This window comes from Rhodococcus sp. MT28, from assembly GCF_058792695.1.
In genome coordinates this window covers 410,918-436,206 of sequence record NZ_JBXAFD010000003.1, presented here as the reverse complement: position 1 = coordinate 436,206, position 25,289 = coordinate 410,918, and the positions used below count along the sequence as shown (strand labels likewise).

Genomic DNA, 25,289 nt, shown 5'->3' with positions numbered 1-25,289 from the left:
GGCATTTCGTTGACAGGGCATTCGATGCCACGACAAGCTTCGAAGATGAAACGATGGGGACCGAATCGAGACGTTTCTCCAAGAATTTGTCGATGCGGGGCTTCAAGGCGCGGTCACCGAAGCGTATTTCGGTGGTCCACTCTGGCGCATGACCCTGCTCGCCCGTTTCGACGACCGAGCCCTCGGCCCCGACGGCGCCGTCATCTATCGAAATCGAACAGTGCTTCTCGTTCGGACCAAGTGGGAAAGATCATCGAGCAAGAGGACTACTACGAGGACACCGCCAGAATCGGTGACTTCGACAGGCGGCTCCGCGAAATCGAAGCCGGACGAGCCTGTGGCACAGTCGTGGAATGACAGACGTCAGGATTGACCGCCACCGAATGCTGTCGGCGTTCCTGTCTTCCCAGAACGATGTCGAACTGGCCCGACTGGTCGACACCGTTCAAATCTCGAGTGTCGGTGTAGGTGGCGCCGCAGGAGTGATCAGGGTCTATGACAACAGGCTCAACGGCGTTCCGGTATTCACCAAACGCATCCCACTGAGCGTGCGGGAAATCGCCGAGGTGGGCTCTACTTCCAACCATTTCGATCTGCCGACGTTCTGCCAGTACGGCATTGGTGGCCCAAGCTTCAACGCCTGGCGAGAACTGGCCGCGAACATCGTGGTCACCGATGCCGTTCTGGCCGGCGAAACACAGTCGTTCCCAATGCTTTACCACTGGCGGATACTTCCCGGACGTTCGCCCGTTGCGGCCGAACACGCCGACATCAATTCCGTTCACACCGCCGGCGCCAGCCGTGAAGTGCGGACCCGTCTCGAAGCGCTTGCCGCTGCGCCGTGCAGCCTCGTACTGTTCTGCGAGTACATCGAACACCCGATCTCGAATTGGCTGGAAGACAACCCGTCCGCCAAAGCTGCCGAAGTCGAGCGACAGTTTTCGGAGATCGTGGCATTCTTGCGCGATCGACAGTTGCTGCACATGGACGGACATTTCGGCAACATGCGCACCGACATGGAGCGGATCTATCTCACCGACTTCGGACTGGCCACATCCCCACACTTCGACCTGTCGACTGCCGAGCACGACTTCGTCCGGCGCCACGCCACTCATGACGCCGACTACGCCGCCATGCTTCTGGTCAACTGGCTGGTGACCGAGGTCTGCGGGGTACCGAGGCCGACGAGCGGCGGACCAGTCGCCCGCAACCAGTACGTACGACGATGCGCCACAGGTCATATTCCAGGTGATGTGACACCAGAGGTGGCCGCGATCGTGACACGGCACGCGCCCGTCGCTGCGAGGATGAACGACTTCTACTGGCGATTGTTCGACGGCGACTTCGATGCGCCCTACCCGCATGCCGCGCCAGTTCCGACTTCCGGTCGAGCACAGGGTTTTCCCTGAACTGCCGTATTCACATCTCAGGGTTCATGTCATCCTCGGGACCGATGTGCTGGTCAGTGCCGGTAGGGCACAGTTCTCCTCATGATTGAACTGAGGGGATTGACCAAGGTTTACGGACCGACGAAAGCGGTGGACGACTTGTCGTTCACGGTCAAGCCGGGCATCGTGACGGGCTTCCTGGGCCCGAACGGTGCAGGCAAGTCGACGACGATGCGGATGATCCTGGGTCTGGATCAGCCGACGTCGGGTGCGGCGTTGATCGAGGGCAAGCCGTACCGGGAGCTCAAGACGCCGTTGCGGACGGTGGGTGCGTTGCTGGATGCGAAGTGGGTGCACCCCAATCGCAGTGCGCGTGCACATCTGCAGTGGATGGCTGCTTCGAACGGGATCCCGAAGTCCCGCGTCGACGAGGTGCTCGGGTTGGTCGGATTGTCCGAGGTGGCGGGCAAGAAGGCCGGCGGGTTCTCGCTCGGTATGTCGCAGCGTCTGGGGTTGGCGGGTGCGTTGTTGGGGGATCCGAAGGTGTTGTTGTTCGACGAGCCGGTCAACGGTCTCGATCCGGAGGGCATCGTCTGGATTCGTAAGTTCATGCAGCGGTTGGCGGCCGAGGGCCGCACGGTGCTCGTGTCGAGTCACCTCCTGTCGGAGATGGCGCTCACGGCGGAGCAGTTGGTGGTGATCGGTCGGGGTCGGTTGATTTCGGATTCGACGGTCGCGGAGTTCGTGGATCGTTCGTCGGAGTCGACGGTGCGCGTGCGCAGCCCACAATTGGACGCTCTCCATGCCGCATTGACTGCCCAGGGACTGACTGTCCGCGAGGAACATTCAGGATCGGAGCCGGTGTTGGTGGTCGTGGATTCGACCACCGATGTGATCGGTGGTTTGGCTGGTTCGCAGGGAATCGTGTTGCACGAGTTGGCTTCTGTGCAGGGATCGCTCGAGGATGCGTTCATGAAGTTGACCGGAGACGATGTCCAGTACCACGCATCCGGTATCGATCCGGGCGCCGGAGCCCACCACGCAAACACACAGCACGCTATGGGAGGTGCACTGTAATGGCTGTTCTCAGTGCTGAACGTATCAAGATCACCACGACCAAGTCGCCGCTGTGGTGCACGATCACAATCATCGTCCTAGGGTTGGGCGTCGCCTGGATGATCGGGCGTTCGTCGAGTTCGAGCATTCAGGCGTACAACGACGAAGCCGCATCAGGAACTCCTGATTTCGAGAAATTCCTCCCCACGTTCAACGACGCGGGGCTAGGAGTATCCGGATTCGGCGTCATGGTCCTGATGATCATGGCGGCGCTCGCGATCACCAGCGAGTACCGCTTCGGCATCATCCGTACCACCTTCCAGGCCATCCCGAGTCGGGCTTCGGTTCTGATCGCCAAAGCCGGCCTGATCGGGGCTTTCGGCGCGGTACTGTCCTTCGTTCTCATGCTCGGCGCGGTATTCATCACCAAAGCTGCGGCAGGCTCTGAAGGTTCCACCAATCTGGCACTGGACAACGCCGATGCCTGGCGTGCCGTTTACGGCGTACCGATCTTCGCGTTCCTCTGCGTCGCCCTTGCCATCGCCGTCGGAGCACTCCTTCGTCAGTCCGCCGGCGCGATTGCACTACTGCTGCTGTGGCCACTGCTCATCGAGAGCCTGTTTGGCATGTTCGGATCCTTCGGCAGAAACGTCACACCGTTCCTCCCGTTCGCCAACGCCGACCACTTCCTCTCTTCGGGTTCGAGCACCAATTTCCATTGGGGCCCTTGGGGAAGCCTGTTCTACTTCGCAGCGTTTGTGCTGGTGATATTCGGAATCAGCATCGCCGTCGTCAACAAGCGCGACGCCTGACCGAGTCGCAAACCGACCAAGACCGAAACTGGCCGCACCGGAGCCCTTCCGGTGCGGCCAGTTTCGCGTTGACAGAACCCGCAGCGCTTGTCGATCACGCCAAGGAACAGGGCACGCGCGGGTTCGCGTCACTCTGCCCCGCGGACGCGGCACCTCGAAATAAGACCTGGTCGAGTTCTTGGCAGACTGACCTCACATGTCAGCGTTCCAGTTGCGCGGCAAGCTCTTTCATCCAATCGAGGAATGCCTGCGGGCCGTCGAACTGGACGCCGTCGACAGCAGCCACTTCCGGTGCGATGTCGTCGCCCTTGACCACCAACGCTTCTCCACCCGAGGCAAGGACAGCGGCAAAGGCCGGTAGGTCACCCCGGTCGTCGCCCGCGTACGCGACGACGTCGACCCCTGCGGCCGCGATCGCGCGAAGGAGGCCTGTCCCCTTGTCCTCCTCAACGGGTGGGCGCAATTCCTCGACCAACTTGCCGGGCTCACGCCGCAACCCGGTCCGGCTCGCGATTTCTGTCGTCGCTGCTTCCACCAGGCGCTGCGCGACCGCACGATCCGCGGCCCGACGCCAATGCACGGCCACCGCAAGGCCTTTGCTCTCGACATGGATGCCAGGAACTGCCGGAGAGTCGAACAAGCGGCGCAGGTCGGCTTCTGCTTCAGCGACGGCATCACTAAACGCCGCGACGGCCGGAAGCACCTCGATTCCGTTGTCCGTCCAGGTCTCGACACCGTAGGAACCCATGAGTACAACCGAATCCAGGCTCAGCCGTTCTCGCAGAAACGACACCGGCCGCCCCGAAAGCAGGCCGACTACACCGAGGTGTTTCGTCAGAGTCGCGAGCACGTCCTCGGCGCCGGGCAGGAGTGCACTCGCCGACGGATCATCGACGATGGGTGCAAGCACACCGTCGAAATCCATCACCAGTCCACAGCGAGCTGGATCGGACGTGAGTCGGAGGATGACGTCCGCAGCGGTTCGCATGGTTCGAGTGTGCCAAATCGATCGCACCCGCAATACCAACACCGGATCCGAATGTAATCTCCGCCACTTCGTCCAGGTTGTCCGGAACCGCTGGCGAACTCGCGTTCTCTCCCTGCAAGGGCGGACTGTGGTCCGATACAGTTCTCACCACGCTTACCAACTGGGGGGTAATGATGAGCGAATTGACTGTCGCCACTGACGGCATCCGAAAGTACGGCTCGACGTCGACCGAAGCGGCAGGACGCATCGCGCAGGCCGCCGCCGTCGATCTGGGTGCAAACATCGCAGCAGTCGCACCGGCCGTGGGCCCCGTCGGGATCGAATTTCTCGAAGCATTCGCGCGCGCTCAGGCCACACACACCAAAGATGTTGCAGCACTCGCCACGTTCTACGCCGGCAACGCCGCGACGGCCGGTGCAGCCGCGCAGGCCTACGACACCACAGATCATGCAATCGCAACAGATCTGACCGCTGTGGCCGGATCGACGGGCGCGACCGCGTGAGCACCGAAGACGACTCGACGACCGTCATCGAATTCCCTCACGGTGGCGCTCCTGCCCCGGCACTGCCGAACAATGTGGTCGAATCGATGCTCGCCGGCATACCGGTACCGGCACTCCCCGGAATCGAAGATCTGTTCGCGCCCTTGATCGAACTCGGGAAGAGTCTCGGCACAGGCACTTTTGCGGGCATCGATCCCGTCGGCATCTTCGATCAGGCGTCCACTCTCATCGACCACGCCATGGGACTGTCCCGAAGCGCGGTCGCCGAGGTAAGCCAGACCTGGAACAGCACCGGCAGTGACGCCGCGACCGAACTGTCGCGATCCGCCCAGAACAGCGGCGCAGAATTGAGCGAACGCGGAACCGCGATATCGAAAACTGCTGCTGCCGCCGCGGAATCGGTGCAGCGAGGCAACGCGAATCTCGCGGCAATCGCGCAGTCCTTCGCCACCACGGTTGCAGCTGCCGCGCCCATCGCGTGGACACCACCAGGACAGGCGATGTTGCTTGCCTCGGCAGCTGAACACATGCAGGCAGCCGTCGCGGCGGTGACTCGGACGCGCGGGGAGATGCTCGGGCACACCGCAGCCATGAACGCCCTTGCCGGACCGATCCCCGTGCCGACCCCACCGACCAGTGAGGCACTCTCCAACCTGATCACTGCGGAGGCAATCAACAACGCCGCCCGTCAGATCGCCCAACCTCTGTCTGCCTCAACCGATGCCGGTGATGCGCCGTACTCCACCCACCCGGACTCCACTCAGCCAGGCACCGAGGCTGTTCGAACCTCGGCTGCACAGGCCGGCGCCGGGCTTCCGACCGGCGTCGACAAGCTGTGGGGCGCAGGCAATCCGTCGACGTCACTCGCAGCCGGCGCGTCGCCGTCACCCAGTGCGACGGCAAGCTCTGGCGGAGCATGGGTGAGCGGAAGCGGTGGCACTACCGGCGGAATGGTGAGTGGTGCAGCGGGAGTTGCTGCAGTTCAACCGGTTCCGGTAACAACGCCCGGCCTGGGTGCACCATCGTCGGCAGTCGGCAGTAGCGGCATGTCGCCGGGCGGCATGCCGGGCGGTGGACCCCGCGGATCTCGGGACGACGAGTCGTCACGCACTACCCCGAGGTATCTCGTCACTGCCGGCGACGAGAATTCGATGGTCGACGATCTGCCGATGGTGTCGCCGCCCGTGCTCGGGGCTGACGATCCCGATCAGTACCTGTTCCGAGATCTCTGATCAAGACAAACCTCAGACGAAGCCCAACTCCCGCACCGCCGCACGCTCCTGCTCCAGTTCGCTGACGGACAGGTCGATCCGTTCGCGTGAGAAGTCGTCGATCGCGAGGTCGGGCACGATAGCGAACTCGCCATCGGCACAGGTCACCGGGAAGGAAGAGATCAATCCTTCGGGCACTCCGTAGGAACCGTCCGAACAGACGGCCATGGATACCCAGTCGTCCTCGACGGTACCGATCACCCAGTCGCGGACGTGGTCGATCGACGCGCTGGCCGCACTCGCCGCAGAGGACGATCCCCGCGCAGCGATGATGGCGGTGCCTCGCACCTGCACAGTCGGGATGAATTCGTTCTCCACCCAGTCGCGGTCGTCGATCACCGCGAGTGCAGGCTCACCTGCGACAGTCGCGTGGGACAGGTCCGGGTACTGCGTCGCCGAATGGTTTCCCCAGACGGACACCTTGCGCACCGACGACGCACGAACCCCGGTCTTCTTCACGACCTGCGCGATCGCTCGGTTGTGGTCGAGACGTGTCAGCGCACTGAACCGAGTATCGGGCACGTCCGGTGCATTGTTCATCGCGATGAGCGCGTTGGTGTTGGCCGGGTTTCCCACGACCAGCACCTTGACGTCCGAGGCTGCGTTGTTGTTGATCGCCTTCCCGTGCGCTGTGAAAATCGCGCCGTTCGCACTCAGCAAGTCGGCACGCTCCATCCCCTTGCTCCGCGGACGTGCGCCGACCAGCATCCCGACGTTCGCGCCGGAGAAGGCGACATCGGGATCGTCGGTGATGTCGATGGAGCTCAGCAACGGAAATGCGCCGTCTTCGAGTTCCATCGCAACGCCTTCGGCAGCGGACACGGCGGCAGGAATCTCGAGCAGTCGAAGTTTGATCGGGACGTCAGCGCCGAGCATCTCCCCCGCAGCTATGCGGAAAAGCATTCCGTATGCGATCTGACCCGACGCTCCGGTTACCGTGACGGTTACGGGCGCAATACTCATTGCCGACTCCTCACCTGCCGTTTTCACGACTGTCCGTTCTACAACGCTGTAAGAACGGTTTCCACGCTAGTCGAGTAAACCGGCCACTTCGTGGTCTGTCAGTGTGGTTCTCGGCACTCGTCCCTCCGCCGTCACGAGTTCGACGGCGCGGTAGAGCGGACGCTCGGCGAGTCCGGCGCCGCGGGCTTCGGCACGCAACTGTTCGATCAGCACCGAGGACAACGCGGCAGCCGGTACCAACTCGCTGGCCGCCAGCGCGTCCGCGAGCTTGCGGAGTGCAAGGATCTCCAACTCGCGCCCACCCCCCGCGGTATACAGCGCGAGCGGGATCCGCACGGTGGACCGTCCGTCGCCGAGCGTCAAGCTGACTTCGCTGATCCGGCCGGATCTCACCGTCAATGCCGCCGTGAGTACCTCGGCCACGTCGACGACGTTGGTTCGAAAACCAGCTTGCGCACGAACTCTGTTGCCGTACAACGTGATGTGCCGGCGCAGCGTCATCAGGATCGCCAGTGACGTCGGCACCGCAATGACGGCGCCGACGATCACTCCAACGGTCGCCGTCGAGAACACACTGACGATCAACCCGACGACCACGCCGAACACCACGACAACAACGGCGAATTTCTTCAGCCGCGGCGCGATCAACGCCACGGGAACCAGATCGAGCGAAACCGGTTCGGCCTCAGTGCTCAACGAGTTCCCCGAGCTTGTCGACAACCTGGTCGAGCGCCACTGTCTCCTGCTCACCTGTTGCCAACTGTTTGACAACGACAACGCCCTCTTCGAGTTCACGCTCGCCGAGAACCAAAGCGATCGCGGCACCCGAACGATCAGCTGCCTTCATCGAGCCCTTCACGCCACGGTTTCCGTACGCCAGGTCGACGCGAATCCCATTGGCACGCAACTGATGTGCGATCTTCACCAGTGCAGCCTTCGCCTCGGCACCCATCGGTACACAGAAGACGTCGACACGCGCCGGTGGCGCAACGGACTTGCCCTCGGCCTCGAGCGCGAGAACCGTGCGGTCGACGCCGATTCCGAACCCGATGCCCGAGAGCGGCTGTCCACCCAGCTGTTCCATCAGACCGTCGTAACGACCACCACCACCGATTCCGGACTGCGCACCCAGTCCGTCGTGCACGAATTCGAAGGTTGTCTTGGTGTAGTAGTCGAGGCCGCGGACCATGCGCGGGTTGACGACGTACGGAACGCCCAATGCGTCCAGGTGCGCTAGCACCTCGTCGAAGTGCGCCTTGCAGCTCTCGGACAGGTGATCGAGCATGAGCGGTGCGCCCGCAGTCATCTCGCGTACATCCGGGCGCTTGTCGTCGAGCACGCGGAGCGGGTTGATCTCGGCGCGTCGACGCGTGTCTTCGTCGAGTGGGAGTGCAAAGAGAAACTCCTGCAGCAGTTCGCGATACTGCGGCCGGCAGGTGTCGTCACCGAGAGAGGTGATTTCGAGGCGGAAGCCGTCGAGCCCCAAAGACCGGAATCCGGCGTCGGCGATCGCGATGACCTCAGCGTCGAGCGCGGGGTCGTCGATCCCGATGGCTTCGACGCCGACCTGCTGCAACTGGCGGTAGCGACCGGCCTGCGGGCGCTCGTAGCGGAAGAACGGGCCCGCGTAGCTGACCTTGACCGGCAACTGTCCACGATCGAGGCTGTGCTCGATGACCGCACGCATGACTCCGGCGGTTCCCTCGGGACGCAACGTCACCGAACGGTCACCGCGGTCGGCGAATGTGTACATCTCTTTGCTGACGACGTCGGTCGACTCACCGACACCGCGAGCGAACAGGCCGGTGTCCTCGAAGATCGGCAATTCGATGTGGCCGTATCCGGCCAACCTCGCGGCGCGCGTCAAACCGTCACGAACGGCGACGAATTCGGCTGACTGCGGCGGAACGTAGTCCGGAATGCCCTTGGGTGCAGAGAAGGTGCTGGCTTTACTCACGAGAGGTACTTTTCCTTATTCTTGTGCGCTGAGTCCAACGAGAAACGGATTCGAGCTTCGCTCGGCGCCGATCGAACTGTTGCCGCCGTGCCCGGGCAGGACCACTGTCTCGTCACCGAGTACCAATAGCTTGCGGGCGATCGAAGCGAGCAACTGCTCGTGATTTCCGCCGGGCAGGTCGCTGCGCCCGATGGAACCCTGGAACAGGGTGTCACCGGTGAACGCCAAATCCACGGGCCCGCTCTCGGTGTTCGCCTGGGTGCGGAACACCACCGATCCCTGCGTGTGCCCGGGTGTGTGGTCCACGACGAACGTCATTCCGGCCTCGGTGATCTTGTCTCCGTCGGCCAGTTCGATCACCTCGTCCGGCTCCACGAACGTCATGCCTTGAATGAATTCCTTCATCGTCGGGCCGATCCCCCGTGCCGGATCGCTGAGCATGTAGCGATCCTCGGGATGGATGTACGCGGGTACGGAATACCGCTCACAGACCTCGCGGGCCGACCACACGTGATCGAGATGACCGTGCGTCAGGAGGACCGCCGTGACCGACATGTCCTTGGAGTCCAGATATTCGAAGAGCGGCTCAGCTGCATCCTGACCCGGATCTACGACTACGCACTCGCACGCGTCGTTCTGAGCGAGTATGTAGCAGTTGGTTTGGAACATCCCGGCCGGAAAACCAGTGACGAGCACGGGGGCAACTCCTCTTCGAAGGGTGGAAACGAACAACACGCTGTCGGTTACAGCCTAAGCTGCTGCCCCGCCAGTAAGTTCTCAGGTTGCAATGGGAGACTCTGACGACGAGTAGAGCCGCTTGCCGAAGCCGACCCCCAGGGTGTCGCTCGGCCGGCCGACCACGATCCACCCGCGATACGGAGGACTACAGCAGTGCCGAGTAACGAGCAACGCCGCGAGGCGGCGAAACGCAAGCTCGAGCGTCAGCTCGAACGTCGCGCAGAACGTGCCCGCAAGCGCAAGCAGATGACGATAGCCGGAACTGCGCTCGGCGTGGTCGTCGTAGTCGGCGTCGTCGGTGGACTCATCTGGCTGAGCAATCGCAGTGACGACGACGCGAACACCACCAACACTGCTGCCGACGACTCGAGCCTCACGCCACAGACCGCGGGTGCAATGCCGGCCGGTCTGTCGACGCCACTGGCCGACACGGTTTCCTGCTCGTATCCAGCCGACGGCGCTACCGCGTCCAAGGCCAACAACCCTCCTCGTACCGACGGGATTCCCACCACCGCGCCGGACGCGACGCCGAGCATCAGCGTCGAGACCTCGCAGGGAAACATCGGGCTCACACTCGACGGAACGAAGTCTCCGTGCACGGTCAACAGCTTCGTGAGCTTGGCGCAGCAGGACTACTTCAACGACACCACCTGCCACCGCATGACGACGAGCCCCTCGCTCCAGGTGCTGCAGTGCGGTGACCCGTCCGGCACCGGCACCGGCGGACCGGGCTACGGCTTCGACAACGAATTCCCCACCACGGCGTATTCCACCACCGACCCGGCAGCGCAAGAGCCCGTCACCTACGCGCGCGGCACGGTTGCGATGGCCAACACCGGGGCACCCGGTAGCAACGGCAGCCAGTTCTTCCTCGTCTACGGCGACTCACAACTCCCCCCGCAGTACACGGTTTTCGGCACGATCGACGAAACCGGGCTCGCCACTTTGGACAAGGTCGCGGCCGGCGGATCGACGCCAGAGGGTGACGGCAAGCCGAATCTGACCACCGACATCAAGACAGTAAGGCTCGACTGATGCGACGTAATCCTGTGATGCGCTTTCCTGTAGTTATTGCCGCCGCCAGCGCCGCGGCGCTGCTTCTGGCTGGTTGTTCCAGTGATTCCGGTAGCTCGGACTCGCCGTCCAGCACCTCCAAGGCGAAGTCGACAACGGCTGCCATGCCGCCGCTCGACATGTCACAGTTCGACGCACTCCCGCCTGTCCCGACTCCGGCCTCGGCGACCGTCGACTGCTCGTACCCGAGCGCGGCGGGTGCAGCAAAAACCGTCAATCCGCCGAACTCCACGGGTGTGTCCACCGAGGGAACCGTCAACGTCGCGCTCACGACTACGGCCGGCCCGATCGGGATGGAACTGAACCGGGCGGAAGCCCCCTGCACGGTCAACAGCATCGTGAGCTTGACCGAGCAGAAGTACTTCGACGACACCCCGTGCCATCGACTCGTCACCACACCCGGTCTACAGATCCTGCAGTGCGGCGATCCCTCGGGCAAGGGCACGGGCGGACCAGGCTATGGCTTCGACAACGAGTACCCGACCACTGCCTACCCGGCTAACGATCCGGCACTCTCCTTGCCTGCCGTCTACCCCCGCGGCACGCTGGCAATGGCCAACTCGGGTAAACCGGGCAGCAACGGCAGTCAGTTCTTCCTCGTCTACGAGGATTCGGTCTTGCCGCCCAACTACACGGTCTTCGGAAAGATCGACGACGCCGGCCTGGCGACGATCGAGAAGATCGCGGCCGACGGCGACGACGGTGGCATGGGAGCAACCGGCGGCGGTGCACCCAACACCCCGATCACCATCGAGACTGCAGTAGTCGCCTGACCCCCTGTGCGCCTTTATTAACCGCCCGCGGTTAATAAAGGCGCACAGCAGTTTACGAAGCAGAGGTCACGCGGTAGACGTCGTAGACGCCTTCCACGTTACGAACCACGTTGAGAACATGACCCAAGTGCTTCGGGTCGCCCATCTCGAAGGTGAACTTGCTGATCGCCACCCGGTCGCCGGACGTGGTGACCGAGGCCGACAGGATGTTCACCTTCTCGTCTGCCAACGCCTTGGTGACGTCGGAAAGCAACCGATGACGATCGAGCGCCTCGATCTGGATCGCGACCAGGAACACCGATGTCGCTGACGGTGCCCATTCGACGTCGATGATTCGCTCCGACTGATCGTGGAGCGAGTTGGCGTTGGTGCAGTCGGTACGGTGCACGCTGACCGCGCCGCCACGCGTGACGAAGCCCAGAATCGAATCGCCCGGTACCGGCGTGCAACACTTCGCGAGTTTTGCCACCGTGCCCGGTGCTCCGGGAACCAGAATTCCGGAGTCACCCGTACTGCGGGTGCGCACCGGCATGGTCGACGGCGTCGAACGCTCGGCCAGTTCCTCCTCGACGGCGCCGACGCCGCCCAGATGAGCAACCAGTCGCTGCACGACGTGGTGCGCCGACACCTGACTCTCGCCTACGGCCGTGTACAACGCCGAGACGTCGGGATAGCGAAGTTCGTGCGCGATCGTGCTCATCGATTCGGCATTCATCAACCGCTGCAACGGAAGTCCCACACGGCGGACTTCCTTCGCGATCTGATCCTTGCCGGACTCGAGCGCCTCTTCGCGGCGTTCCTTCGCGAACCACTGACGGATCTTCGCCTTGGCACGCGGCGAGACGACAAACGTCTGCCAATCTCGGCTCGGCCCGGCGGTGGCAGCCTTCGACGTGAAGACCTCCACCACTTCGCCGTTTTCGAGAGTTCGTTCCAGCGCGACCAGTCGGCCGTTGACCCTGGCACCGATGCATCGGTGCCCGACCTCGGTGTGCACCGCATACGCGAAATCGACGGGAGTCGATCCGGCAGGCAACGTGATCACGTCACCCTTTGGCGTGAAGACGAAGATCTCCTTGACCGCGAGGTCGTAACGCAACGATTCGAGGAACTCCCCCGGATCGGCCGCTTCACGTTGCCAGTCGAGTAGCTGACGCATCCACGCCATGTCGTCGACCTCGGCGATGTCGCCCGCGTGCTTGCCCTTGGTCTCCTTGTACCGCCAGTGCGCGGCGATACCGAACTCCGCGGTCCGGTGCATGTCCTGGGTCCGGATCTGGACCTCCAGGGGCTTGCCTTCCGGTCCCACGACGGTGGTGTGCAGCGACTGGTAGACGCCGTAGCGCGGTTGTGCGATGTAGTCCTTGAAGCGTCCGGCCATCGGCTGCCACAGCGAGTGGACAACACCGACCGCGGCGTAACAGTCACGCACTTCTTCGCACAGAATGCGCACGCCGACCAGATCGTGGATGTCGTCGAAATCGCGGCCCTTGACGATCATCTTCTGGTAGATCGACCAGTAGTGCTTGGGCCGGCCCTCGACGATGGCATTGATCCGCGAGGCGGACAGAGTCGAGTTGATCTCGGCGCGAACCTTGGCCAGATAAGTGTCTCGAGAGGGCGCGCGATCGGCGACCAGTCGAACGATCTCGTCGTACTTCTTCGGGTGCAGGATCGCGAACGAAAGGTCCTCGAGTTCCCACTTGACGGTCGCCATTCCGAGCCGATGCGCAAGTGGTGCAATGACTTCGAGAGTCTCACGCGCCTTACGTGCCTGCTTTTCGGGCGGCAGGAATCGCATCGTGCGCATGTTGTGCAGACGATCCGCAACCTTGATCACGAGCACGCGCGGGTCCCGCGCCATCGCGATGATCATCTTGCGGATGGTTTCGCCCTCGGCTGCGGTGCCCAGAACGACCTTGTCGAGTTTGGTGACTCCGTCGACAAGGTGAGCGACCTCGTCACCGAAATCCTTGGTCAACTCTTCGAGTGAGTAACCGGTGTCCTCGACGGTGTCGTGCAGAAGGGCTGCGACGAGGGTGGTGGTGTCCATTCCCAGCTCGGCCAGAATGCTCGCGACGGCCAACGGATGCGTGATGTACGGATCGCCGGACTTGCGCCGCTGGCTCGAATGTCTGTCCTCGGCGACGTCGTACGCACGCTGGAGCAGCGCGAGGTCGGCCTTCGGATACAGCTCACGGTGGAGGCTGACCAACGGCTCGAGCACCGGGCGGATGGTGGCGTTGCGCTGACCGGTGATGCGTCGAGCAAGCCGAGCGCGCACCCTACGGGAGGCGGAAGCGGGCACGGCCAGATTCTGCCCACCCCGATTGCCGGTAGTTTGCGCAGATCCCGAATCGTCGGGCACCGCGGACTTCGATGGTGTCGTCTCCGGAGCCGGAACTGCACCCGTCTCCTGCGACACTGCACCCGAGTTCTGTGATCGATCAAGATTCGACGTCATGTCGCCACCTCCTACCACCGAGTTGGTTGAGGCAACCGCCCTGCATCGGGTAATTGCCCTGGAGGTCTAACTCGACCCCCAGGAGACAACTTTAATACTCAGACCTTCACCAGTGATGTCAGTGGGTACTTCAAGAAGCGATCTCGACCGCGCAGTTCCTCGATCTCGAGCACCACTGCGACGCCGACGACGTTCGCTCCACCCAACTCGACCAACTGTACAGCCGCCTCGAGTGTCCCTCCGGTAGCCAGAACGTCGTCGATCACCAGAACATTCCGCCCCGTGAGATCGAAGCCGTTTGCGGGAATCTCGAGAGTCGAGGATCCGTACTCGAGGCTGTACGAACGAGAGAGCACCGGCGGCGGCAGTTTGCCGACCTTCCGCACGGCAACGACTCCCGCACCCATCTTCGCGGCCGCACCGGCACCGAGCAGGAAACCGCGAGCATCGACGGCGGCGATCGTGTCGGCGTCCGGAGCACAGGCGACAAGGGCATCGAGCACGGCCCCGAACCCCTCGGCGTCGGCGAACACCGGAGTCAGATCGGCGAACCGAACACCGGGACCGGGAAAGTTGTCCGCCCAGCGGGTCAGCCGAACAACGGCGTCACCGGCAGCCCGGTGGATTGCGATCAATTCTTCAGTCGTGTGCAAGGCAACACCATTCGAGACGCTCATCTGCGTAGTACCCATCTGTCCATGTTCCAGCCGGTAGCGGCCCGAGTCGGATTGACCAACACTGCCGACATGCCTGGAGCTACAGCGACAGTTCGTAGTTGATTGAACAGTGGAATCGTAGGCACCTGGGTCCACAGGATGTTCTCCGCCTCCACCGAGAGTCCCAATTGCGCACTCGTGCTCGCATCCACGTTCAACTGATCGATGATCTGATCGATCCTGGCATTTCCGTACGTACCGAGGTTTGCGCCGTTGCCCGATCGCAGCGCTCCGCGCGCGTCGATCATGCTCGCTGTTCCGCCTGCCCCGACTTTGCCTGCCATGCCGGAAAGCACAGCGTCGACTCCCCCGGACTGCAGACTCGCAGGATCGAAGCTGTCGGTACTCGCGTCCTCGATCGTAATTCCCGCCGGAGCACACGCGGCTTTCGCTTCAGAGACGATCTGCGCCCGCACCGGGTCCGGTGCGAGGTACCCGACCCGGACGGTCAACTGGTCGAGATCGGCTTCCGACAACGACGTCTTCGCGGCATCGACGTCGGCATTGGCGTACCGGTCACCGTCGACCGCAGCGGCGTCGCTGTACACGAGTGAATCCGGCGCCATCAGTCGCGAATCGACCACGCCGGAACCCAGACCAGCCTGCGGCGCGTTATCCGTCTGCCCGAACTTCTCGAACAGAGTTGTCCGCGGAACACAATGCGCGAACGCTCGACGGGCGGCTTCGTCGCCCAGCGAACCAGAGGTCGCGAGAACGAACTGCTCGATCGACCGCGACGGAATCTGTTGGACGTCGAACCCGGACGGAGTACCGAGTTCGCCGGCCGACCCGGAAGCGACGTCGACGACCTCGATCGAGTTCTTGTCGAGATCCTCGGTCAGATTCACACCACGTGGCCAGACGACGATGCGATCGGTCGCCGGCTTGTTGCCCCACCACCGCTCGTTCGCGACCAGCACCAGGCCGTCGTCGGCACTGTACGAGTCGATTCGATACGGACCAGCGGAGGGCAGTACGGAGGTGTCCACCTGACCTGGAGTCAGGTTCCACCCGGTGTTCCAGAAGTCCGCGATCTTCGACAACGCTTCGGTGTCACCGGCATTCACCGCGCTCACCACGTCGCCCACTCCGGCGCGCTGCGTCACGATGTGTGAAGGCATCAGCGCAGTCGCACCGAACAACGACCGCCAATCGGTGAACGATCGCCCGGGTTTGAAGAACACCGTCGCGTCCTTCGCCCCGCTCTGGCAGTCGATCCGGTCGATGTCCGCGTATCCGAGATTGTTCGCCGTGTCGAACATGGGCTTCACGGCACCATCGACGTCTTCGGTGAACTTGCCACTCGACGCCGCCCAGGTGAGGACGAGATCGTCACAGGACATCGGAATCCCGTCGGAGTACACGGACGCCGGATTGAGCTTGTACGAGACCGTGAGCACGTCACCGGGCAACTCCGACACCGTTCCGATGTCCGTGTCGGAGACAGGTGCTCCGGCCGGGCCGGTGAACGTGAAGCCGGGAAGCACCCGGCCGAACGCGGCCATCGCCCCGGACACCGATCCAGCTGTCGTGTTGGCGTTGTACGTGGAGATGGAGTTGTCGATGGCATATCCGATGGACGGAACCTGCTCGGCGCTTTCCGAGCAGGCCGCCAACGAACCCGCAGCCACAGCGGTGGCCGCAACGAACGTCATCGATCGAACCAGTGTGCGTGTTCTTGGGAGCATGTTCAGTGCCCCTTCTTGTTTCGCTTTCCGGTCGGCCGCGCACCCGGCTGCGGAGCAACCGGCGCACGGCGTGCAACTGGTGCGCCGACGGCAACCGTCTGCGTACCTTTCTCGGCCAGCGTAGCCCGGCGCGAGAGCACCTTACGAGTGTGCGCGGCAACGGGTCCCCAGCGTTCCTTCATCGACACCAGGAGCGGCGTCGCGAAGAAGATCGAGGAGTACGCACCCACGATGATGCCGACGAGCTGAACGAGCGCAAGGTCCTTGAGTGTGCCGACGCCGAGCATCCAGACCGCGACAACCATCAGAGCGATCACCGGGAGCACGCTGATGACCGTCGTGTTGATCGATCGCATCAAGGTCTGATTCACCGCGAGGTTGGCCTGCTCGCCGTACGTCCGGCGCGTCAGATGCAGAACACCGCGGGTGTTCTCTTCGACCTTGTCGAACACCACCACGGTGTCGTACAGCGAGAAGCCGAGAATGGTGAGCAAACCGATCACCGTCGCGGGCGTCACCTCGAAACCGACGAGCGAGTAGACGCCGGCAGTGACGATGATGTCGAAGAACAACGCAACGATCGCAGCTACCGCCATGTCCCGCTCGAAGCGGATGGCGATGTAGATACTCACGATCACCAGGAACACAATCAGCGCGATCAGCGCCTTCTTGGTGATCTGGCCGCCCCAGGTTTCACTCACGTCCGCAAAACTGATGGCTTGCGCCGACGGGTTCCCGTTCTTGTCCTTGGGCTGGAACTCGTCGAAGAGAGCCGACTGAAGATCGTTGATCTGCGTCGCGTTCAACGTCTCCGACCGGATCTGCACGGTTGCGCTGGCACCCGAGCCGACTGTCTGCACGCTGACCGGTTCGAACCCGAGTGTGTCGGAGTAGACGGTTTCCACCGCCGACGTCTCGACTCCGCCCTCGGCAGGGAACTGAATGCGTGATCCGCCTTCGAAATCGATACCGAAGGTGAAGCCGCGCAGGATGATGCTCAGCAGCGCAATGGCGACCAGAGCGCCGGTCAGTCCGTAGTAGAAGCGACGCTTGCCGACGACCTCGAACGCACCCGTTCCGGTGTACAACCGCGAGAGCCAGCTGTGCTTGGGCATCGCGCCCTGATCGACGCCTGAGTCGGTGATCTCCGACCGGGCCGCCGCATCGGCGGACTCGGCGGCGGAACTGTTGGTGGACCCCACCGGGGAGTTGTTGGACTCGCTCATGCTCGTGTCTCCTTAGCCGACGCAGCGGCGGCAACCTTACGTTCGCGGGCAACCTCTTGCACTGCGCCGAGACCGTTGACGCTGGGCTTGGACCAGAACGCCGAACGGGACGCCATGCTGACCAGTGGCCACGTCACGAGGAACACGACAATCACGTCGAGAATGGTCGTCAGACCCAAGGTGAAGGCGAAGCCTCGCACCTGTCCGACCGCCAGCACGTACAGAACTGCAGCGGCGATGAAGCTCACCGCGTTGCCGGAAAGAATTGTTCGGCGTGCTCTTGCCCAACCGCGTGGCACCGCCGAGCGGAAGCTACGGCCCTCACGCATTTCGTCCTTGATGCGTTCGAAGAACACGACGAACGAGTCGGCGGTCATACCGATACCGATGATCAGACCAGCCATGCCGGCCAAGTCGAGCGTGAAGCCGATGTATCTGCCGAGCAGAACCATGATCGCGTAGACCATGACTCCGGAGAGAATCAGCGACAACGCCGTCAGGACGCCGAGCATGCGGTAGTAGACGAGGCAGTACAGCAGAACGAGAACGAGACCGACCGCGCCGGCGATCAATGCCGCCTGCAGTGAGGCCAGGCCGAGCGTGGCCGAGACCGTCTCGGCCTCAGAGGCTGCGAACGAGAGCGGAAGCGAACCGTACTTCAGTGTGTTGGCAAGTTCTTTGGCACTCTCGGCAGTGAAACTGCCCGTGATCGAGGTGGCGCTACCCGCAGGCGTTGCACCTTGAATCGTGGGAGCGCTGACGACCTTCGAGTCGAGCGTGAACGCTGCCTGCTTGCCGATGTTGGCTGAGGTGAACTCGGCCCAGGTGTTGCTGCCGGTCGTCTTGAACGAGAGGCTGATCTCGTGGCGCGACTGCTGCGAGTTGAAGACCGAAGACGCGTCGGCAATCTCCTGTCCGTCGATGATCGAAGGACCGAGGAGATAGATGTTCAGTCCGTCTTGCGAGCAGGCGACCAGCGGCAGGGTCGGGTCGTCGTTTCCACGGAGCGGATCCGCGACGGAGCAGTCGAGGTTCGCCACTGCTTGCTGCTGCACTGTCGGATCGCTGCTCTGTCGGAGGGCGCGCGCTGCGGCGATTTCCGCTGCTGCTGCGTCGCCTTCGTCGGTGCCGTCGCTCGGCGCGTCCCCGGTGGGGGCCGGAGTCGTTGTCTGCGGCGCGGGCGTTGCCTCGGGAGTAGTCGGGTCCTGAGCCAGGAACGGACGGTTCTGCGGCGTCTGCGTCCCGTCAGCGGGTGCTTCGGGGGCCGGTGCATCAGTGGCCGGAGTTTCGGCCGCCGGCGCCTCGGGCGTAGCTGTCCGATTCGCGTCACGGGTGGCGACGTCGATCGAACCCGTCACCGGGCGGATGTACAGACGAGCGGTCTGGCCGAGCGAGCGAGCCTGCGCACTGTCGTCGCCGGGAACGGTGATGACGAGGTTGTCACCGTCGACAACGACCTCGGAACCGGAAACGCCGAGACCGTTGACGCGGGTCTCGATGATTTCCTGAGCCTGCTTGAGACTGTCCTGACTGGGAGCGCTGCCGTCCGGGGTACGAGCGGTCAACGTGACGCGCGTTCCACCCTGCAGGTCGATGCCGAGTTTCGGCGTGGCCGACTTGTCTCCAGTGAAGAACACCAGGGCATACAGTGCCACTACCAGGACCCCGAAAAGGGCCAGGTAGCGGACCGGATGCACCGTTCCGGTGGAAGGTGCCACGATCTTTAAGTCTCCTCGGTAGGTGCAGAGCTTCAGTAAGTGCACGGCTCGGGTGGTCGACGACCACCCGAGCTGCGGCGTTCGAACTGCAACGATTGATCAACGGGGTGAACTGAGCTGCTGGTGTAAGAGCGGACAAACCGATCTGGACGTGTGTCCGAGTTCACAACTCTAGAACACGTACCAGTTCGACGAAGTCAGGACTCCTTGGTGAGCCGGATTTCGGTGTCGGCAGCAGACTCTTCGATCTCGGAAATCGAGTCGTCGTCATACTCGTCGGTCTCGGTCGTCTCGACGACGCGCTCACGGATGACCAGACGCGACCAGGTGGTGATGACACCGTCCGCGATCTCGAGGTCCACGGTGTCGTCGTCCAGGGAAGCGATCGTGGCGTAGAGCCCGGCCGTGGTCTGCACCCGATCGCCGACCTGCAGCGAGTCCTGCATCTCGGAAGTCGCGGCCAAGGCCTTCTTCTGCTTGCGCATGCCCAGGAACATGGGCACCAGCAGTGCGAGGATCAAGAGGGGGAAAAGCAAACTCGACATGTGTTGATCAACCTCGGTTGTGTTGCACGTTTTACGCCGCGATGGTCCCGGATGGACCTACGCAATACACCAGTGTGCCATTAGTTGCTGAGGATTCCTGACAGATCGGCCGTTCAAGTAGGCCTTTCCAGTCGAAATTCACTCGCCGTTCGGATCGAACAACGTGGCCTGCGGTTCGTTGACACGAACCTCGATACCGCCCGCTGCGGCATCCGGCGGCGGTGTCATTCCGAGTTGAGTCCAGGCAGCGGCGGTAGCCACACGTCCTCGCGGCGTCCGGGCGATCATTCCGGCCCGGACCAGGAACGGCTCGCACACTTCTTCCACCGTCGACGGTTCCTCGCCGACGGCCACCGCAAGCGTCGACACGCCGACGGGCCCGCCGCCGAACGAACGCACCAAAGCACTCAGTACCGAACGGTCGAGACGGTCCAAGCCCAACTGGTCCACGTCGTAGACGGCCAAGGCCGCCTGAGCGACGTCCATGGTGACGATTCCGTCGGCGCGCACCTCGGCGAAGTCGCGAACCCGGCGCAGCAATCGGTTCGCGATACGCGGTGTCCCCCGCGAGCGTCGTGCGATTTCGGCACCGGCGTCAACTTCGAGATCGACGCCCAGAATTCCGGCCGAACGCATCAGAATCTGTTGCAGCTCTTCGGGTTCGTAGAAATCCATGTGAGCGGTGAACCCGAAGCGGTCGCGTAACGGACCGGTCAGCGCACCCGACCGCGTAGTCGCACCGACCAGCGTGAACGGTGCAACCTCCAGAGGAATCGACGTGGCGCCCGGCCCCTTACCGACGACGACGTCGACACGGAAGTCTTCCATGGCCAGGTACAACATCTCCTCGGCCGGACGAGCGATTCGGTGAATCTCGTCGATGAACAACACGTCGCCCTCGACGAGGTTGCTCAGCATCGCAGCCAGGTCTCCGGCGCGTTCGAGCGCCGGTCCGGACGTCAACCGCAGAGAAGAGCCCAACTCCCCCGCGATGATCATCGCCATCGACGTCTTGCCGAGCCCGGGGGGACCGGACATCAGGATGTGATCAGGCGTGCTGCCACGAAGTTTTGCTCCGGTGAGCACGAGCTGCAGTTGTTCGCGAACACGAGGTTGACCGATGAAGTCGTCGAGACTCTTGGGGCGCAGACTCGCTTCGACATCACCGTCTCCCGCCACCAATTCGGCAGAGACCTGCGACTCGTCGTCGAAATCGTCGATCGGGTCGAAGTTCATCGAGTCTTACCGAGCAGCGACAGAGCAGAACGCAGTGCGACCGACGTGGTGGCCTCGGGCGATTCCGCCAGAACCGAATCCGTGGCCTGCTCAGCCTGCTTGATCGGGAAGCCCAGACCTTCGAGAGCCTCGACGATCTGATCACGGATCGAACTGCCGACGACGACACCGGACGCCGCGCCGGCCGTCGTCGCGACGGCGTCGACCTTGTCGCGCAGTTCGACAACCATGCGCTCGGCGCCGCGTTTTCCGATACCGGGGACCCTCGTCAACGCCGTCAGGTTGCCTTCCGAGAGCGCCCGCCGCAGCGCGTCCGGTTCGAGAACTGCAAGAGTTGCCATCGCCAGGCGCGGTCCGACTCCGGAAACCGTCTGCAGGAGGCTGAACAGGTCCTTCGACTCGGTATCGGAAAAACCGTACAGCGTCATCGAGTCTTCGCGAACGATCATCGTCGTGAACAGTCGCGCTTCGCTTCCCCGGTGCAGCGCACCGAGAGTCACCGGGGTGGCATTGACCCGATAGCCGACACCTGACGCTTCGATGACCGCGTGATCGAGCGCAATATCGAGTACCTCGCCGCGTACCGACGCGATCATCGTGAACCTGCCTTCTTCGTCTCGGCCAATTTTGCCTGATACTTACGCATTTGTTCAGCGGCCATCGCCTCGGCGCGGGCCATCCGCTCGATCATCGGTGCTCGCCAGCAGTGACAGATCGCCAGCGCCAGAGCGTCGGCAGCGTCAGCCGGTTTCGGCGCCGTCTTCAAATTCAGAATTCGCGTCACCATCGCAGTGACCTGCGCCTTGTCGGCGTTACCGCTGCCGGTGACGGCGGCCTTCACCTCGCTGGGCGTGTGGAAACACACCGGAATGCCGCGTCTGGCGGCAGCGAGCGCGACAACTCCGCCTGCTTGCGCCGTCCCCATCGCGGTACTGACGTTGTGCTGCGCGAACACGCGCTCGATCGCGACCACCTCCGGCTTGTACTGCTCGATCCACAGTTCAGCCGCATCGGAGATCCGCAGAAGCCGAGAACCGAGGTCCATCTCGGCCGGAGTCCGCACCACGTCGACCGCAATGGGGCGCACTTTCCTGCCGTTGCTCCCGTCGACCACTCCCAACCCGCAGCGAGTCAAGCCTGGGTCCACTCCGAGCACGCGCACTTGTCACACCTCTCCATACCGAACAGCTGTTCGATAGCTTAGCGGTGCGCGGGACTACTACCCCGCATCAACACGCAACCCGGCCCGGACGCGGACGTCAGGACCGGGTTGAGTTGAAAAACAATCAGTCTTCGAGAGCCGCGAGAACCTCGTCGGAAAGATCGATGTTGGTGTAGACGTTCTGCACGTCGTCAGAATCTTCGAGCGCGTCGACGAGCTTGAAGATCTTGCGTGCGCCGTCGACATCCAAGGGAACCTCGACGGAAGCGCGGAAATCGGCTTCAGCGGAGTCGTAGTCGATGCCGGCTTCCTGAAGTGCCGACCGTACGGCAACCAGATCCTGTGGCTCACTGACGATTTCGAAGGTTTCACCGAGATCGGTGACTTCCTCGGCACCGGCGTCGAGCACAGCCATCAGGACGTCGTCCTCCGACTGGCCGTTCTTCTCGAGCGTGACGACACCCTTGCGAGCAAACAGGTAGGAGACGGAACCCGGGTCAGCGAGGTTGCCACCGTTACGGGTCATCGCGGTGCGAACTTCACCGGCTGCGCGGTTGCGGTTGTCGGTGAGGCACTCGATCAGAACGGCGACGCCGTTGGGTCCGTAGCCCTCGTACATGATGGTCTGCCAGTCTGCGCCGCCCGCTTCTTCACCGGCGCCGCGCTTGCGCGCACGCTCGATGTTGTCATTGGGAACAGACGTCTTCTTCGCCTTCTGGATGGCGTCGTACAAGGTGGGGTTGCCCGTGGGATCGCCACCGCCGGTTCGTGCCGCCACCTCGATGTTCTTGATCAGCTTCGCGAAGGATTTGCCACGACGTGCGTCGATCACAGCCTTCTTGTGCTTGGTGGTGGCCCATTTTGAGTGGCCGCTCATGCGATTCAAGCCCCTTTCCTGCTGCGTTGCGCACGCCGAATGCGCGTCTTTCAGCTCTGCCGATGTTACCCGTCCCACGTCACAACTCGCTGCATCCCCCGACACGAATTAGTCAAACCACGCATTGTTTGCATAGAATGCAAACATGTTGGTCCGAATAGATCACGCCTCCACAACTCCACTCGCGGAGCAGATTGCAGCCGGGGTTCGTGGCTCGGTCATCCGCGGTGAGATCGGACCAGGTGACCGCCTGCCGTCCGCTCGCGCTCTCGCCGAGTCGATCGACGTCAATCTCCACACGGTTCTTCGTGCGTACGCAACACTCCGCGACGAAGGCCTGATCGACCTCCGACGCGGACGTGGCGCCGTCATTCGCGCCGAATTCGACTCGGGAAGAACAGCTCTCAACGAATCTGCGCGCGAGTTCGTACGGCAGGCCCGAAATCTCGGACTCGACACTGCGCACATGCTCGACCTCATCAAGGAGACCAGCACACAATGACGACCAGCAAGATCCGACTCTGGACAGCAGCTTCGCTGACTCTGATCCCGACCCTGATCCTGGTTCTCGCACGCTTCGCGTGGGGTGACCGCCTACCCGAGACCGTCGCGAGCCATTGGTCCGGATCGACCCCGGACGGCTTCAGCACCACGACGACGTTTTTCGCCATCGCGCTGGTGATTTCTCTGGTGGCTGTCGTTTGCGCCTGTGTCGTCGCGGCCCGTTCGAGCGACAACGCGCCCCTGTTTCTGGCCGTCTCCTCGATCTCGAGTGCGACACTGGCGACGATCTGGATTCTGAGCGTCGCCCTGACGATCGACGCCGGGTCGCCGGAAGCCGCGCGTATCGGCTGGTGGATTCTTGCGCCGATCGCGGCGGTACTCGTAGGAGTTCTGGCATACGCGCTGCCTGACCAGCAACGAAGCGGCCCGGAGTCGCCACTGCCGACCCCGACGCTCGACACTCCGCTGACGGCCTCCGAACGTGCAGTGTGGGTCGGGCAGGTCCGCAGCGTCTGGCCGTGGATCGTTACAGCCGGCCTCGTAGTTCTCGTGATCGCGACTGCCGCGTACTCGGATTGGTGGGTTGCCGTGATCCTGGGTGTGTCCACCCTCGCCGTCACAGCATTCGCGTCGGTCACCGTGCGCGTCGACCGTCACGGTGTCGGCATCAGTTCCTGGGGCGTTCGATGGAAGAAGATCCCCATCTCGAAGGTGAAGTCCGCATCGGTCGACGCGATACGTCCGGCCGAATGGGGCGGATGGGGTTACCGAATGACACCGCGCGGAACAGCCGTCACTCTCCGCTCGGGTGAGGCCATCGTGGTCACTCTCGAGAGCGGACGACTGTTCGCCGTAACCGTCGATCACCCGGAAGACGGTGTGAAGCTGATCAATTCGTTGGTTCAGGCTGGTTGATTCACGAACAACGTCAATTCACGAACAACACGGCAGCGGCATTGCCGGCGAGGTAGAAACCGGCAATGCCGAATACCCAACCCATTGCGCTGTCGCCGTAGCGAGACATCAGCGAGTCCACTCGGCGCAGCGGCTTGTCGAGGCGGTTGCCGGCCACGACCCGCCCGCACAACAGAAGCACTGCGGGCATGGCCATGATCAGGCAGTATCCGGCAAGTATCGACGCAGACGCGACTGCGGGCAGCCCAGCAGCGGTGATCATCGCGATCGCCGCCAAGTAGGGCAACATCGTCACCAATTCGGCGGTTCCCGCAGCAATCGCGAGAAGTACAACACTTCTCGCGGAACTGGCCGAGCCGAGCACCCGCTCTCGCCAAACATGGGTTCGATCGGCCTGACCGGATGTGCGCCTCTTCTCGGAATCGAATCGAAAGCTCCACGCGAACAACGCGATACCGAGAATCAACTGCGCACCGCGGGCGGCGGGGGTTTCGAGCAGCGGGGCGACGACAGGCATGCCTGCCCGTGCCGTCGTCCAGACTGCCACCCCGACAACAAAATAGAACGTCGTGATGACCACCAGATACGTCAGCAGCCTGCGAACCTGCGGTCGTCCCGGCATCAACAACATCCAGACCGGGACGACCAATGTTCCGATGCTCGTACTGTCCAGCAGGGCGAGCCCGCCCAGCGTGGTGAGCAGGACGAGTTCCAC

At 62.9% G+C, this 25,289-nt stretch carries 25 protein-coding genes; 9 read left to right on the top strand and 16 right to left on the bottom strand.

Going from position 1 to position 25,289, the window contains the following annotated elements:
- Positions 1 to 353: 353 nt before the first annotated feature.
- The 3 genes from AC1Q6C_RS14795 to AC1Q6C_RS14785 all read left to right on the top strand — a co-directional run bounded on the left by AC1Q6C_RS14795 (position 354) and on the right by AC1Q6C_RS14785 (position 3,256).
- A complete protein-coding gene (locus AC1Q6C_RS14795) occupies positions 354 to 1,409 on the top strand; it encodes a BUD32 family EKC/KEOPS complex subunit (RefSeq protein ID WP_064114385.1) in 1,056 nt (351 codons plus the stop codon).
- Positions 1,410 to 1,490: 81 nt separating this feature from the next.
- Positions 1,491 to 2,465: an ABC transporter ATP-binding protein gene (locus tag AC1Q6C_RS14790; RefSeq protein WP_042919882.1), complete on the top strand. Its 975-nt coding sequence runs from the start codon at positions 1,491 to 1,493 to the stop codon at positions 2,463 to 2,465.
- Positions 2,465 to 3,256, top strand: a complete 792-nt coding sequence (locus AC1Q6C_RS14785; protein WP_003943323.1) for an ABC-2 transporter permease — start codon at positions 2,465 to 2,467, stop codon at positions 3,254 to 3,256. The genes AC1Q6C_RS14790 and AC1Q6C_RS14785 overlap by 1 nt, the downstream gene beginning before the upstream one ends.
- Before the next feature lie 199 nt (positions 3,257 to 3,455).
- Here AC1Q6C_RS14785 and otsB read toward each other — a convergent pair whose 3' ends face one another.
- A complete protein-coding gene (otsB, locus tag AC1Q6C_RS14780) occupies positions 3,456 to 4,244 on the bottom strand; it encodes a trehalose-phosphatase (protein WP_230359838.1) in 789 nt (262 codons plus the stop codon).
- Between the two features lie 173 nt (positions 4,245 to 4,417).
- On the opposite strand from otsB, the gene AC1Q6C_RS14775 reads away from it, so the two are divergent.
- Positions 4,418 to 4,747: a type VII secretion target gene (locus AC1Q6C_RS14775; protein WP_030536848.1), complete on the top strand. Its 330-nt coding sequence runs from the start codon at positions 4,418 to 4,420 to the stop codon at positions 4,745 to 4,747.
- Positions 4,744 to 5,979, top strand: a complete 1,236-nt coding sequence (locus AC1Q6C_RS14770; RefSeq protein ID WP_230359837.1) for a hypothetical protein — start codon at positions 4,744 to 4,746, stop codon at positions 5,977 to 5,979. The genes AC1Q6C_RS14775 and AC1Q6C_RS14770 overlap by 4 nt, the downstream gene beginning before the upstream one ends.
- 12 nt (positions 5,980 to 5,991) lie before the next feature.
- On the opposite strand, the gene AC1Q6C_RS14765 is transcribed toward AC1Q6C_RS14770, so the two are convergent.
- From AC1Q6C_RS14765 to AC1Q6C_RS14750, 4 genes are all read right to left on the bottom strand, one after another.
- Positions 5,992 to 6,981 carry a malate dehydrogenase gene (locus tag AC1Q6C_RS14765; protein ID WP_064112875.1) on the bottom strand — a complete coding sequence of 330 codons (990 nt, stop codon included), beginning with the start codon at positions 6,979 to 6,981 and terminating at the stop codon, positions 5,992 to 5,994.
- Between the two features lie 66 nt (positions 6,982 to 7,047).
- Positions 7,048 to 7,677, bottom strand: coding sequence for a hypothetical protein (locus tag AC1Q6C_RS14760; RefSeq protein ID WP_007732974.1), 630 nt, complete (start codon positions 7,675 to 7,677; stop codon positions 7,048 to 7,050).
- On the bottom strand, positions 7,667 to 8,938 hold the full coding sequence (gene hisS / locus AC1Q6C_RS14755; RefSeq protein WP_007732972.1) for a histidine--tRNA ligase: 1,272 nt from the start codon (positions 8,936 to 8,938) through the stop codon (positions 7,667 to 7,669). The genes AC1Q6C_RS14760 and hisS overlap by 11 nt, the downstream gene beginning before the upstream one ends.
- 15 nt (positions 8,939 to 8,953) lie before the next feature.
- Positions 8,954 to 9,634, bottom strand: a complete 681-nt coding sequence (locus AC1Q6C_RS14750; protein WP_058227934.1) for an MBL fold metallo-hydrolase — start codon at positions 9,632 to 9,634, stop codon at positions 8,954 to 8,956.
- 195 nt (positions 9,635 to 9,829) lie between these two features.
- Here AC1Q6C_RS14750 and AC1Q6C_RS14745 point away from each other — a divergent pair, with 195 nt between their 5' ends.
- Together AC1Q6C_RS14745 and AC1Q6C_RS14740 are read left to right on the top strand one after the other, a co-directional pair.
- Complete coding sequence (locus AC1Q6C_RS14745) at positions 9,830 to 10,711, top strand: peptidylprolyl isomerase (protein WP_003943303.1); 882 nt, start codon at positions 9,830 to 9,832, stop codon at positions 10,709 to 10,711.
- Positions 10,711 to 11,523 carry a peptidylprolyl isomerase gene (locus AC1Q6C_RS14740; protein ID WP_412770929.1) on the top strand — a complete coding sequence of 271 codons (813 nt, stop codon included), beginning with the start codon at positions 10,711 to 10,713 and terminating at the stop codon, positions 11,521 to 11,523. Before AC1Q6C_RS14745 ends, AC1Q6C_RS14740 begins: the two co-directional genes overlap by 1 nt.
- Positions 11,524 to 11,575: 52 nt before the next feature.
- On the opposite strand, the gene AC1Q6C_RS14735 is transcribed toward AC1Q6C_RS14740, so the two are convergent.
- From AC1Q6C_RS14735 to AC1Q6C_RS14690, 10 genes are all read right to left on the bottom strand, one after another.
- Positions 11,576 to 13,987: a RelA/SpoT family protein gene (locus AC1Q6C_RS14735; RefSeq protein WP_003943344.1), complete on the bottom strand. Its 2,412-nt coding sequence runs from the start codon at positions 13,985 to 13,987 to the stop codon at positions 11,576 to 11,578.
- A 98-nt stretch (positions 13,988 to 14,085) separates the two neighbouring features.
- On the bottom strand, positions 14,086 to 14,664 hold the full coding sequence (locus tag AC1Q6C_RS14730) for an adenine phosphoribosyltransferase (RefSeq protein ID WP_007732962.1): 579 nt from the start codon (positions 14,662 to 14,664) through the stop codon (positions 14,086 to 14,088).
- Entirely contained in the window at positions 14,661 to 16,391 is a 1,731-nt protein-coding gene (locus tag AC1Q6C_RS14725; RefSeq protein ID WP_328512029.1) for an ABC transporter substrate-binding protein, read from the bottom strand. Before AC1Q6C_RS14725 ends, AC1Q6C_RS14730 begins: the two co-directional genes overlap by 4 nt.
- A gap of 2 nt (positions 16,392 to 16,393) precedes the next feature.
- The gene (gene secF / locus AC1Q6C_RS14720) at positions 16,394 to 17,617 is read right to left on the bottom strand and encodes a protein translocase subunit SecF (RefSeq protein WP_007732958.1); all 1,224 of its coding nucleotides are present in this window, start codon (positions 17,615 to 17,617) and stop codon (positions 16,394 to 16,396) included.
- Positions 17,614 to 19,335 (bottom strand): protein translocase subunit SecD, encoded by a 1,722-nt coding sequence (gene secD / locus AC1Q6C_RS14715; protein ID WP_007732956.1) that lies wholly within the window; start codon positions 19,333 to 19,335, stop codon positions 17,614 to 17,616. Before secD ends, secF begins: the two co-directional genes overlap by 4 nt.
- 197 nt (positions 19,336 to 19,532) lie before the next feature.
- Positions 19,533 to 19,880 carry a preprotein translocase subunit YajC gene (yajC, locus tag AC1Q6C_RS14710; RefSeq protein WP_003943339.1) on the bottom strand — a complete coding sequence of 116 codons (348 nt, stop codon included), beginning with the start codon at positions 19,878 to 19,880 and terminating at the stop codon, positions 19,533 to 19,535.
- 138 nt (positions 19,881 to 20,018) lie between these two features.
- Positions 20,019 to 21,116 (bottom strand): Holliday junction branch migration DNA helicase RuvB, encoded by a 1,098-nt coding sequence (gene ruvB, locus AC1Q6C_RS14705; protein ID WP_003943304.1) that lies wholly within the window; start codon positions 21,114 to 21,116, stop codon positions 20,019 to 20,021.
- Complete coding sequence (gene ruvA, locus AC1Q6C_RS14700; RefSeq protein WP_007732953.1) at positions 21,113 to 21,712, bottom strand: Holliday junction branch migration protein RuvA; 600 nt, start codon at positions 21,710 to 21,712, stop codon at positions 21,113 to 21,115. The genes ruvB and ruvA overlap by 4 nt, the downstream gene beginning before the upstream one ends.
- Complete coding sequence (gene ruvC, locus AC1Q6C_RS14695) at positions 21,709 to 22,278, bottom strand: crossover junction endodeoxyribonuclease RuvC (RefSeq protein WP_003943325.1); 570 nt, start codon at positions 22,276 to 22,278, stop codon at positions 21,709 to 21,711. The genes ruvA and ruvC overlap by 4 nt, the downstream gene beginning before the upstream one ends.
- A gap of 124 nt (positions 22,279 to 22,402) precedes the next feature.
- Positions 22,403 to 23,155 carry a YebC/PmpR family DNA-binding transcriptional regulator gene (locus AC1Q6C_RS14690; protein WP_007732951.1) on the bottom strand — a complete coding sequence of 251 codons (753 nt, stop codon included), beginning with the start codon at positions 23,153 to 23,155 and terminating at the stop codon, positions 22,403 to 22,405.
- Positions 23,156 to 23,300: 145 nt separating this feature from the next.
- Here AC1Q6C_RS14690 and AC1Q6C_RS14685 point away from each other — a divergent pair, with 145 nt between their 5' ends.
- Positions 23,301 to 23,657, top strand: coding sequence for a GntR family transcriptional regulator (locus AC1Q6C_RS14685; protein ID WP_003943322.1), 357 nt, complete (start codon positions 23,301 to 23,303; stop codon positions 23,655 to 23,657).
- The gene (locus tag AC1Q6C_RS14680; RefSeq protein WP_064112870.1) at positions 23,654 to 24,574 is read left to right on the top strand and encodes a hypothetical protein; all 921 of its coding nucleotides are present in this window, start codon (positions 23,654 to 23,656) and stop codon (positions 24,572 to 24,574) included. Before AC1Q6C_RS14685 ends, AC1Q6C_RS14680 begins: the two co-directional genes overlap by 4 nt.
- Positions 24,575 to 24,587: 13 nt before the next feature.
- Here AC1Q6C_RS14680 and AC1Q6C_RS14675 read toward each other — a convergent pair whose 3' ends face one another.
- The gene (locus AC1Q6C_RS14675; RefSeq protein WP_064112869.1) at positions 24,588 to 25,289 is read right to left on the bottom strand and encodes a GAP family protein; all 702 of its coding nucleotides are present in this window, start codon (positions 25,287 to 25,289) and stop codon (positions 24,588 to 24,590) included.

Coding starts and splice junctions, on each gene's coding strand:
- AC1Q6C_RS14795 (WP_064114385.1), top strand. CDS start 354: ATGACAGACGTCAGGATTGACCGCCACCGAATGCTGTCGGCGTTCCTG.
- AC1Q6C_RS14790 (WP_042919882.1), top strand. CDS start 1,491: ATGATTGAACTGAGGGGATTGACCAAGGTTTACGGACCGACGAAAGCG.
- AC1Q6C_RS14785 (WP_003943323.1), top strand. CDS start 2,465: ATGGCTGTTCTCAGTGCTGAACGTATCAAGATCACCACGACCAAGTCG.
- otsB (WP_230359838.1), bottom strand. CDS start 4,244: ATGCGAACCGCTGCGGACGTCATCCTCCGACTCACGTCCGATCCAGCT.
- AC1Q6C_RS14775 (WP_030536848.1), top strand. CDS start 4,418: ATGAGCGAATTGACTGTCGCCACTGACGGCATCCGAAAGTACGGCTCG.
- AC1Q6C_RS14765 (WP_064112875.1), bottom strand. CDS start 6,981: ATGAGTATTGCGCCCGTAACCGTCACGGTAACCGGAGCGTCGGGTCAG.
- AC1Q6C_RS14740 (WP_412770929.1), top strand. CDS start 10,711: ATGCGACGTAATCCTGTGATGCGCTTTCCTGTAGTTATTGCCGCCGCC.
- AC1Q6C_RS14735 (WP_003943344.1), bottom strand. CDS start 13,987: ATGACGTCGAATCTTGATCGATCACAGAACTCGGGTGCAGTGTCGCAG.
- AC1Q6C_RS14730 (WP_007732962.1), bottom strand. CDS start 14,664: ATGAGCGTCTCGAATGGTGTTGCCTTGCACACGACTGAAGAATTGATC.
- AC1Q6C_RS14725 (WP_328512029.1), bottom strand. CDS start 16,391: ATGCTCCCAAGAACACGCACACTGGTTCGATCGATGACGTTCGTTGCG.
- secF (WP_007732958.1), bottom strand. CDS start 17,617: ATGAGCGAGTCCAACAACTCCCCGGTGGGGTCCACCAACAGTTCCGCC.
- yajC (WP_003943339.1), bottom strand. CDS start 19,880: ATGTCGAGTTTGCTTTTCCCCCTCTTGATCCTCGCACTGCTGGTGCCC.
- ruvB (WP_003943304.1), bottom strand. CDS start 21,116: ATGAACTTCGACCCGATCGACGATTTCGACGACGAGTCGCAGGTCTCT.
- ruvA (WP_007732953.1), bottom strand. CDS start 21,712: ATGATCGCGTCGGTACGCGGCGAGGTACTCGATATTGCGCTCGATCAC.
- AC1Q6C_RS14690 (WP_007732951.1), bottom strand. CDS start 23,155: ATGAGCGGCCACTCAAAATGGGCCACCACCAAGCACAAGAAGGCTGTG.
- AC1Q6C_RS14685 (WP_003943322.1), top strand. CDS start 23,301: ATGTTGGTCCGAATAGATCACGCCTCCACAACTCCACTCGCGGAGCAG.
- AC1Q6C_RS14680 (WP_064112870.1), top strand. CDS start 23,654: ATGACGACCAGCAAGATCCGACTCTGGACAGCAGCTTCGCTGACTCTG.